Genomic DNA, 8,867 nt, shown 5'->3' with positions numbered 1-8,867 from the left:
AGCCGAGCCGGTCAACATGCGGCTAATTTCCTGCAAGGCTATCAAGGCTATTTAAGCGTTGACGGCTACCAAGGCTATGAGAAAACACAGGCCAAGTTGGTCGCTTGCTTGGCGCACATTCGTCGTAAGTTTACCGAAGCTAAGGCTGCACAAGGAAAAAGCGCCAAAATAGGCAAAGCCGACTGGGCGTTAAATCACATTCAAAAACTCTATCGCATTGAAACCCACATCAAGTCATTGACCGTTGGCGAGCGTTATCAAATTCGACAAGAAAAAGCAGTACCACTGCTAGACCAATTCAAAGCGTGGTTAGATAAATCGGCTCAAACGGTCTTGCCCGAAAGTGCATTAGGCAAAGCCATCCACTATGCGNGTGCTGTCCTGTACTCGATCATCGAAACCGCAAAAGCAAACGGCCTGAAGCCCTACGATTACTTACTGCATGTGATGCAGCAAATGATAGCGGGGAACGAAAATACCGAAGACTTACTGCCCTGGAAGGTCAAGCTAGATCAGGTGTAGTTGTTTTGACTGACACCTTCTATCTGCATACGCTGGCGATAGATGCCAACCACCTGTTGTAGCGTACCTTTTTGCGGTCATAACTTTTGCCGAATTATTCGTCGAACGATCGTATGATATTTAAGCGAGTTTACCACGCTCTTATCATAACGTTTTTTAAGTTTGCCAAATTACGGTCGTACTTTTTACCAAATTGGCGTCATAAGTTGATGTTTTGAATGTAAAAAAAGCGAACAAGGCGCTGTGAATAGCTTGATATTTGTGTTTAACTGCTCGCGCTAGCGAGCAGTTAAACAAGGTATTTTCAATGATTGGGTGAGAGCGGCTAAGAGCACGTCGTTGTTTAAGGTGGTGTCTCCTTATGCGCTTGTTGTTTGATGAGCTGTTCGTGACTGCGCCAATGAGGCTGGACGAGGACGTCATTGACGTGGGTGATGGTCACTGCTTTTTGCGTTTCTCGCGCTGCTTCAATTAAGCTGCCCATGCATAAGTTTCGACAGAGTCGAAGATTGCCTTCACTGTGCCGAAGAATGAGAGTTAATGCGCCCTCATCGAAGGTGGTGGTGGCCATTTGATGGATGAAGTCGGTGAGGTCGTCGTCGTTGAGACGTTTGAGGGTGGCGGAATAGGTAATTCGAGACTTGATGTCTTGGTTGTTGAGCATGGATAGGGTGCGCAATAACTCAGGTTGCCCGAAGAGGACGAGATTGTGGTTTTTGGGGAAACGGTCAAACAACAGTCTTAATTTTCTCAAGGTTTGAATGTCCAGCAAATGCGCTTCGTCAATGAGAATGTAGAGCGCTTTTCTTGCTTTTACGTTATCGAAGGCGGTTTTGATGAGGTCGTTTTCGATGGTTTTGTCTTGAGTATCAATGGTAAAGGTGTCGGCGAGTTGATAGAGAATTTGTCGATAGGTGTGCATCGTACGCGAGCAATTGACGACGCAGGTTTCTCGGGTATTGCCGAGTTGTTGCAAGTGCTCACGCAGGCAGGTTTTGCCGACGCCAGGCTCACCCAATATCACGGAGAAACCGCCTTGTTGTGCGTGGATTTGGATGATGTCGACAATCTGCTATTGTTGGGGTAACATGGTAATGTGTACAAACAAGTCTCGATGGAAAAACTGAAGTGTTTCGAAAACGCTTTTTATGTTGTCAACGCTTTAGTAATCTAAACCCTAAATGCTTCTTGCATTCCAAGTTGTTCTTGCCTATTAATTCCGATACCAGATGCAACAGCTTCCCAGTTTTTCACTGAGAGCATCACTTCGTCATAGATTTTCTTAGCTTCAGATTCTTTTAAGTCAAAGTAATCAGCGACACTAAACGCCAAACCATAATCTAGCTCATTTGACATGTCATCTATATTTAGGTGCAAGCCGGCCTTATCAATAGACGGGTTTAAATCATAGGCAGGTGACAATGCCCATCCTTTTTTTGTTAGCAAGAAACCGTGATTACGTAAATGGTCATCGGTATTAGATACCGCAATATTGAAAACAATACGGCGCCACAACTGCGCTAAATCTCTTTGAGTTTGCGAGCCATGTACTGTTAAAAATTCTGCTAGCTCTAAGTAGCTCGCATCTTCTGTTTCGCCTCTGCCATCGTAGTATTGAAGTTGAGTCATGGCTGATGAAAAATGTATTCGCTGACCTTTATCTCGATCAAATCGTTTAGTGATAAACGTATGATGATTAGAGTTAAACCTTTGAATATCACATGGATACATGTCAATGCCAGCATCACGGGCTAGCTTATGGCAGACCATTTCCCAAGCGCTGACATCTGTAGTGTCGTTACTATTGGGAAACTTGGCTATCCACAAATCATTATTGTTGTCGTGCACACATGCTTTAGGGCGAGCGCCACCTAATGAAGAGCCTGGCGCAATGAGCATGCTTAACCAACGGTAATACTCGTCACTGTCAATGTTTTCATCGTTTTCGATCATCATTACTGCATACTCTAGTTGTTTAAGTGACGCCATTGGTGGTGCAGCATACTCAGCATTGTCATCTAAGAAATTGCCTTCTGACTCTGTTTTGAATCGTAAACCTCCCATCCGGTACGAGTCATGAACGCCTAGTAAATAATCCATGGCTGTCATTCTAGCGGTCTCCCTGTGGCCATTTTTAAAATCGAGAGCTGCACGTCGTTTCATTAGTAGCTCGCCCCAACGGTCTGGGCAAGAATCTAGAAATACGCGGAAGTTCTTATCACTTCTATCGTTATAATGCTCTCCCGAATTTAATGCTAGTGACGGGTCGAGCTGCATGCGAAACGGAGATTTTAAGAAATCACTATCGTATTCAAAGCTAAAAACGCCACCTCGTGATGTTTCCTGAAATAAAAGGTGGCCAGCTAAAATAGGCTCTTTTATTGGAAACCAAGAAGCATAAACTTCAGCAGTTACTCGACTCATCGCTTTTTCTCCAATAACTTCATGTCTTGAAGTTTACTTCCCAACTCATCGTGCCCAGCCATATCAGCAAAGTTACTTTCCATGCCGAATACCGCCATCACTTTTAAGTAAGCACCAATAGCAACACCGGGGTCGCCGTTGAATACTTTAGTGATGGTCTTGGGATCTAATCCTGTACGTTCTGCTACCAATGACTTGGTGAACTCTCGGCGTTTCATAGCCAGAAATAGGTCTTCACCAAAAGTGGTGAGGATCTTCTTTTGTTTGGGGAATAGTTTTTTGTGACCAGCTACACTTGCCATACTCAACTCGCTAGGGATTATTTTCCCATAAATTACGTCTTAATATGGATAATTATCCCTTCAAAATAAAATTATTCAAGTTTGGATTTTGAAGTTTATGTTTTTGTAGGGATGATTATCCTGTTTTGGTAGCGTATCTTTTTACGGTCATAACTTTTGCCGAATTATTCTTCCGACTAGCCCTGCTCGTGTGTTACTGAAAATCGTTGATGCCGGTCCTGAATATGCCTTGCACAAATTGTACGAATAGATATGCGGGGCAGGCTAGACCTTATCTGTTCCTCAGTATTCATCTTTCCGTAGTGTTGGTATGCACCACTCAAGTCCTGTTTGTATATTCACTCATCAACACCAGTTCTAACAAGCTGTGTTTTATAAAAAAAATTTTCCGCCGATAAACGAAAAATAGAGGCGTAAGTATGCTCGAATTTTTCTTAAAACAGGCAGTTTTTGATGGGGAAGTCATGTTAGATTTAGTCCGAAATATAACTATAAAACAACGCTTAATCGCAGCTTTCGCGGTTATTATACTAATGACCTTGGTGATGTCGTCTATTCAGTTTTTTTCCGTTGCCAAATTGGGTGATATTGTTGACAAGATGCATAGACATCCGTTAACTGTGACTCGTGCGTCTGCGTTGGCCTACGCCAATGTGCTTAAAGCAGGCCTGTTTGTCAGAGAAGCTGTCAACACAACCAGCTCAGCGGCAAGCCGCTCACGAGCTGTACGCGATTTAAATAACACTCAAGCGCTTATTCGATAGCACTTGCAAATGGTAAGTGATCGAATATTGGGTGAAGAAGGAAAACAGTTAGCAAAAAATTCAACGAATTTGTTTCTTATGCAGAAAATAAGGGCAACGGCTTTTACGACAGCTCTAAGCAATCGATTGCCGCAACCAATACTAAGGTGTTTGTACTTGTATCAATTACTCTAGTGGTTTCTGTTGTGGTTGCTTGGCAAGTGTTCAAAAGTATTGTAAAGCCCTTGAGCAATTTGCGTAAAACTATCGAAAAAATCGAACACAATTCTGACCTTAGTGGGCGAGTAAAAATTGATGGAAATTGCGAAGTAGGGATCATATCTAAACGCTTTAACGGCATGATGAAAAAAATTGAGCGCTCTGTGATTCAGGCGCTCGATGCGACAAAGTGTATCGAACATTCAAACGATGCATTCCGTGAGCAGACAAAAGCGATTTCTTTAAACATCAATACGCAGTCAAACGAAGTTGAGCAAGTAGCACAAGCTATTTCAGAGATGAATCACGCAATAAAAGAAGTGGCAAACAACGCAGAGAGTACTAAAGATAGGGTAAATGATGCGAATGTCATCGCCGATCGCGGGGACAAGCTAATCAAAACCATGGCTGAGGATATAAATGGTCTGTCAAGTTCGGCAGAAACCACAACCAAATTGGTCACGCAATTGTTGAGGGACACGGAAAACATCGGCAGTATTCTAGAAGTGATTCGCGGCATTGCTGAACAAACAAATCTACTTGCATTGAATGCAGCAATAGAAGCCGCTAGAGCAGGCGAACAAGGTCGAGGTTTTGCTGTCGTGGCTGATGAGGTAAGGGCACTTGCTGAACGCACTACTGAGTCTACAACAGAGATACAAAGCACCATTGAAAAGCTTCAAAAAGGCACGGAGTCAGTTGTTTCTGCCATTCAGGGGAACGCTCAAATGATTGATAGTAGTGTCAGTAATGCCGAGTCAGTGAATGCTGAAATAGCACAAATTCGCGCATTAATGGGTGAAATTGCAACAATGAATACAGATATGGCGAATAGCACAATGTTGCAGGCTCAGGCAAGTGAGGCCGTAGATCAACGCATTAAAACAATTTCTGATTTATCGACTCAAGCGACTGAAAATACTGGGCTCATGCAACAGAGCAATGAGCAGTTACTGATACAAAGCAAAGAATTGAGTGATTCTATGCGGCAGTTTAAGTTGTCTGCTGTGTAATTTGTAATTTGCAATTGTCGTTGAGTAGGTCACTACTGCTCCTCAATTTCTTCAAGTTTTTTCAAGGTGTTGAGGTCTAGGACGTTGTTAAAAATGTTTAGTTCGTTAGACAACTTGAGCGCTTGCTCAGTGCTTTTTTTGTCACCTTGCAAACCTGCTTGGCTAAATGCTTTAAAACGTTGTCGTTTGATAAAATCTTGAGATAAGTCTATTGCCGGGTTTTTTAGCCAATCGGCGTCGATTGGCGTCGCTTTGCCCAATGTACTTCTGGTACGTACAATATTTTTCAACTGAAGCGTGACTTGGTTTTGCCCCTCAGGTAATTGCTCGAGCGCGTTAATGCTCTTTTGTGCCATGTGCAAAGCATCTACATCCAAAGAATCAATAGTCGCTTGTGTATACCAGTATTTCGCTTTTTTGTTATTTTTGTTGCAAAGCTCGGTTTGTTTGGGAAGCGCGCAGTTGTATCCATCCGCCAACAACTTAGACAAAGCAGGTTGGGGGGCTATTGAGTCTTTTTGCTTTGCAATACTTTGTGAGGTTTTAATTGCATGCGTCAGCTGAAACTCAGCACCGCGGTAGTCATTTTTGAAAACACCTAAGTCGGCATATAACTTACCTAATACGGTATGATGACGCTGTATTGCCTCTAAATCATTAACTTTGTAAGCCTTAGATTTGCTGTTAAATAACAAATTTTCTATTGATTTGAAATTGCGCCCATTTGGATCAAGTTGGCTTTTATACAAGTGCTGGAGTCTTGCCAACTCTGTCAGGAGATCAAGGCTTATGGCTTGCTTTCCCTTAAGCTCGCGACGATATGCTGCAGTCGGGGGGGAGTAATAGAGCGCACCCAGCCACACGGCGTTCGCGGATTGAGGGTCGCCATTAATCAAGTAGTTATGGCCTAGGCTCCATCCTGCCATTGCTAATGCGTGAGCTCTTTCGTGATTACGTGTCCACCATCCTGCGTACGCTTGTCCCGCCGACATGATCTGGCTGTTTAATCGCAGGTCAATGTTTCTGACGCCAAGACTTGGCTTCGTTAACCTAGTTTGCAACTCTCTGAACACGGCACTCTTTTCGAGTGAAAAATTAGCTTCAACAATAGATTTATCGAGTTGACGAGCCTCACTTATGAGTATCGTCCAACCCAGCGCTGCTTGATCCCATGTTTTCCTATTTAGGCGTTTTTCGCGGTTAGCAACAGCCGCATATAGCGATGCTGCTAGCTGATTGTCTGTTTCATTTTTTGCTAGTGCTAATAATTTTTTTGCCCATGTTTCCAATAAGCCATCGTCAATGTCTTTTTCTGAAAAGAGTTCAGTCAGGCCGGTGAGTGCGGCTTCACTTTTGTCTTTTTGAAATGCGTACACCCGATATTCAAAGGCGCGACTTATGTCTCCTTCTGCGTGGCTAGCGAGTGCGATCATTTCGGCTAATTCGGCGGATTTTATTGGATTTTTTATTTTAGGGAGTAGGCTTATCATGCCCTCCACGTCCTTGAGTGTTTGTAAAACCAACACAAGATTGCTCAGGCTCGCGCTGTGATTGGGATGCTGTTTGAGAATGTGTTCGTAGCTATCTCTTGCACTATGCAATAGCTTGCGTGAATGCGCGAGGTCGCTGGTTTCTGCTTCTTTAGTTTGCACCCAAGCATAAGAAAACCTCGCTTTTAAGTCGCAGTGATTGTCTTGATTTTGTTCACATTTTGCTTTTTCCTGATCAACATACTCATATGCTTCAGACCAATTTTGTTGCTTAACACTGTCGTACAAAGCGCTAGCATAGACCTCAGATGTTAGCAGGCTCACCCCTAACATGAGCAGTTTGAAAATATGTTTCATTCAACACCTCCAAGCTCAAATGACACATTGCTAGGAGAGGTTTCACTAAGGGTATTTTGGTGTTCACATTGCCTTTCATATTTGAGCACATGAACGCCTAACACTTTTGCTTGGTCAGGTTGTGTTGATAAACTGCTCACATCATCTTTAGCTAGAATAAAAGTGGTTATGTGATCATCTCTGTGACGTTTGACTTCGGCGTAAAACTCGTCTTCAAAACCTTGACCGGGTACAATACTGTGTATCTCTACTAGACTTTTTTTGTTCATACATAAAGCTTTTGCCGAATGTGAAATAATCCACCCTTTGCTGCCATTAAAACGTGCTTGATCGGTAAAACTGACATGTTTAAGTAGTTCTTGCACGATCCGCTTATGCTGCACTTGCTCGACATGCGTGCTTAGAGACGCCGTGATGGTTTGGGGTGAATCCGCATTGTGTAAGCTCGCTGCCGCATCTCTAAATAGCCAATGGATAGTTTGACCTCGTTGATTTTGAGCGTGTTTTAATCGCAAGAAGACGTAGTAATCATGCAGACTATGTATCCCTCCTTGGTTACTTGAAGAGGGCGTATCAATTTTGAACTCTAAGGTGTATGACGTGTTTTCTTTTGATGTAACGAAATCAAAGTATCTGATTAAATCTTTAAGCACGATGACTAACTCAGATTCAGCAAGTGTTTTTGCCTCCATACTGGCTACTTCTCCTAATACGCTAGTGTAAGATGCGCCAATTTCAACATTGACAGCGATCTGGGTTTTCGTATCAGCTTTTGCCTTGGTAAAGAGTAGTACAAACATCATTAGCAGACTCGCTATGAATGCCCGTTTCATGTCTTGTATCCTCGTTTTCAAAATGCTCTAAGGGTAAGTCTTGATAGCTTTGTTGGCTTACCTTGGTTATCGCTCCTGCAAAGTACCGCTTTCTCTCTTTATTGGTGATCAGGGCACAAATTATTTGGCCTGGTCCAATATCGATATCGATAGGCAAAGAATTGGGGTTACGCCACCGCAGCATTAAAATCGCCGAAACTTTATCTGATAAACCCAGTGCTACATTTTCTATACGCCATGTATTGCGAAGAGTTGCACTTTGTTCGCGTCTTGGTCCTAAAAACCAAGCGTGCGTGCCTTGTGCTTCTGACAACTTCTTAAATTTTGCGTCTTGATCCAATCTATATATTTCTACCCATCCGCCATTGACAAGCTGGCGTGAGCTTTTCATCAACGGCCTGAAAAGCAACGTTGGAAGTTCAACTAAGTCTCTATCTGGCACAACCAAGCTGCCAAGAAAAGGACGTACACGGACAATTTTGGGTAGATACCCAGAGACAGAAAGCTTGTATTCTGTCACGAAAGGGTTCACAAACAGATGCATGTCCAATACTTTATCCAACTTTCCTGTATAGGTATGCAAAGCCATGTCTCGTTTTAAATGATGCAGGGTAACCGTTCGAGCTTGATCGTTGGAAAGAGGAGCAATACTTACGGTAGTAAAGCTCAAGCTGAAAAGCGCGAATACAAGATATAAAAAGGCTAATACGCGATAATTGAGTTGTCTTTTTACAAAGCCTTTGAGGTAATTTTTTAGGGTGTTAATTTCTGCATCATCGACAAAAAAATCCACAACGCCTGCAAATAGTGCGCTACTTAAGGGTACCCCGACGAGCAATAATAGCTCGTTCATACCCAAAGAGCTGTGAAAGTGCTTAGCGATCCACAAATCAAGCAGAACCACCCAAATCGCCAGCAGCAAAGCCTTAATTAGCATCCTATTCCTTCAATGATTGCATTTGCT

The 8,867-nt window shown here is 42.9% G+C and carries 10 protein-coding genes; 4 read left to right on the top strand and 6 right to left on the bottom strand.

Annotated elements, in window-relative coordinates; all coding sequences use genetic code 11:
• On the top strand, nt 1-522 hold a 522-nt coding region (locus ACFOHL_RS11935; protein WP_376920457.1), incomplete at its 5' end, for an IS66 family transposase.
• 343 nt (nt 523-865) lie between these two features.
• On the opposite strand, the gene ACFOHL_RS11930 is transcribed toward ACFOHL_RS11935, so the two are convergent.
• Nucleotides 866-1,510 carry an AAA family ATPase gene (locus tag ACFOHL_RS11930; RefSeq protein WP_376920464.1) on the bottom strand — a complete coding sequence of 215 codons (645 nt, stop codon included), beginning with the start codon at nt 1,508-1,510 and terminating at the stop codon, nt 866-868.
• Between ACFOHL_RS11930 and ACFOHL_RS11925 the strand changes: the two genes are divergently transcribed.
• Entirely contained in the window at nt 1,439-1,609 is a 171-nt protein-coding gene (locus ACFOHL_RS11925) for a hypothetical protein (RefSeq protein ID WP_376920465.1), read from the top strand. The genes ACFOHL_RS11930 and ACFOHL_RS11925 overlap by 72 nt on opposite strands.
• Nucleotides 1,610-1,692: 83 nt before the next feature.
• On the opposite strand, the gene ACFOHL_RS11920 is transcribed toward ACFOHL_RS11925, so the two are convergent.
• On the bottom strand, nt 1,693-2,946 hold the full coding sequence (locus tag ACFOHL_RS11920; protein WP_376920456.1) for a type II toxin-antitoxin system HipA family toxin: 1,254 nt from the start codon (nt 2,944-2,946) through the stop codon (nt 1,693-1,695).
• Nucleotides 2,943-3,248, bottom strand: coding sequence for a hypothetical protein (locus ACFOHL_RS11915; RefSeq protein WP_020744337.1), 306 nt, complete (start codon nt 3,246-3,248; stop codon nt 2,943-2,945). The genes ACFOHL_RS11920 and ACFOHL_RS11915 overlap by 4 nt, the downstream gene beginning before the upstream one ends.
• Nucleotides 3,249-3,667: 419 nt before the next feature.
• Here ACFOHL_RS11915 and ACFOHL_RS11910 point away from each other — a divergent pair, with 419 nt between their 5' ends.
• On the top strand, nt 3,668-4,012 hold the full coding sequence (locus ACFOHL_RS11910) for a hypothetical protein (RefSeq protein ID WP_376920455.1): 345 nt from the start codon (nt 3,668-3,670) through the stop codon (nt 4,010-4,012).
• Between the two features lie 200 nt (nt 4,013-4,212).
• Nucleotides 4,213-5,223 (top strand): methyl-accepting chemotaxis protein, encoded by a 1,011-nt coding sequence (locus ACFOHL_RS11905; protein ID WP_376920454.1) that lies wholly within the window; start codon nt 4,213-4,215, stop codon nt 5,221-5,223.
• A gap of 32 nt (nt 5,224-5,255) precedes the next feature.
• Here ACFOHL_RS11905 and ACFOHL_RS11900 read toward each other — a convergent pair whose 3' ends face one another.
• The 3 genes from ACFOHL_RS11900 to ACFOHL_RS11890 are packed head-to-tail and all read right to left on the bottom strand — an operon-like array spanning nt 5,256 to nt 8,840.
• Nucleotides 5,256-7,070, bottom strand: coding sequence for a hypothetical protein (locus ACFOHL_RS11900; protein WP_376920453.1), 1,815 nt, complete (start codon nt 7,068-7,070; stop codon nt 5,256-5,258).
• Entirely contained in the window at nt 7,067-7,873 is an 807-nt protein-coding gene (locus ACFOHL_RS11895; RefSeq protein WP_376920452.1) for a hypothetical protein, read from the bottom strand. The genes ACFOHL_RS11900 and ACFOHL_RS11895 overlap by 4 nt, the downstream gene beginning before the upstream one ends.
• On the bottom strand, nt 7,836-8,840 hold the full coding sequence (locus ACFOHL_RS11890; RefSeq protein ID WP_376920451.1) for a hypothetical protein: 1,005 nt from the start codon (nt 8,838-8,840) through the stop codon (nt 7,836-7,838). Before ACFOHL_RS11890 ends, ACFOHL_RS11895 begins: the two co-directional genes overlap by 38 nt.
• Nucleotides 8,841-8,867 lie beyond the last annotated feature (27 nt).

Source organism: Agaribacter flavus (assembly GCF_042646125.1).
GTDB classification, from domain to species: domain Bacteria; phylum Pseudomonadota; class Gammaproteobacteria; order Enterobacterales; family Alteromonadaceae; genus Glaciecola; species Glaciecola flavus.
This window is presented reverse-complemented; position numbering and strand designations above follow the sequence as displayed.

What these genes read in the sequence shown, in the direction of transcription:
- ACFOHL_RS11920 (WP_376920456.1), bottom strand. Translation starts at nt 2,946, where the DNA reads ATGAGTCGAGTAACTGCTGAAGTTTATGCTTCTTGGTTTCCAATAAAA.
- ACFOHL_RS11915 (WP_020744337.1), bottom strand. Translation starts at nt 3,248, where the DNA reads ATGGCAAGTGTAGCTGGTCACAAAAAACTATTCCCCAAACAAAAGAAG.
- ACFOHL_RS11910 (WP_376920455.1), top strand. Translation starts at nt 3,668, where the DNA reads ATGCTCGAATTTTTCTTAAAACAGGCAGTTTTTGATGGGGAAGTCATG.
- ACFOHL_RS11900 (WP_376920453.1), bottom strand. Translation starts at nt 7,070, where the DNA reads ATGAAACATATTTTCAAACTGCTCATGTTAGGGGTGAGCCTGCTAACA.
- ACFOHL_RS11895 (WP_376920452.1), bottom strand. Translation starts at nt 7,873, where the DNA reads ATGATGTTTGTACTACTCTTTACCAAGGCAAAAGCTGATACGAAAACC.
- ACFOHL_RS11890 (WP_376920451.1), bottom strand. Translation starts at nt 8,840, where the DNA reads ATGCTAATTAAGGCTTTGCTGCTGGCGATTTGGGTGGTTCTGCTTGAT.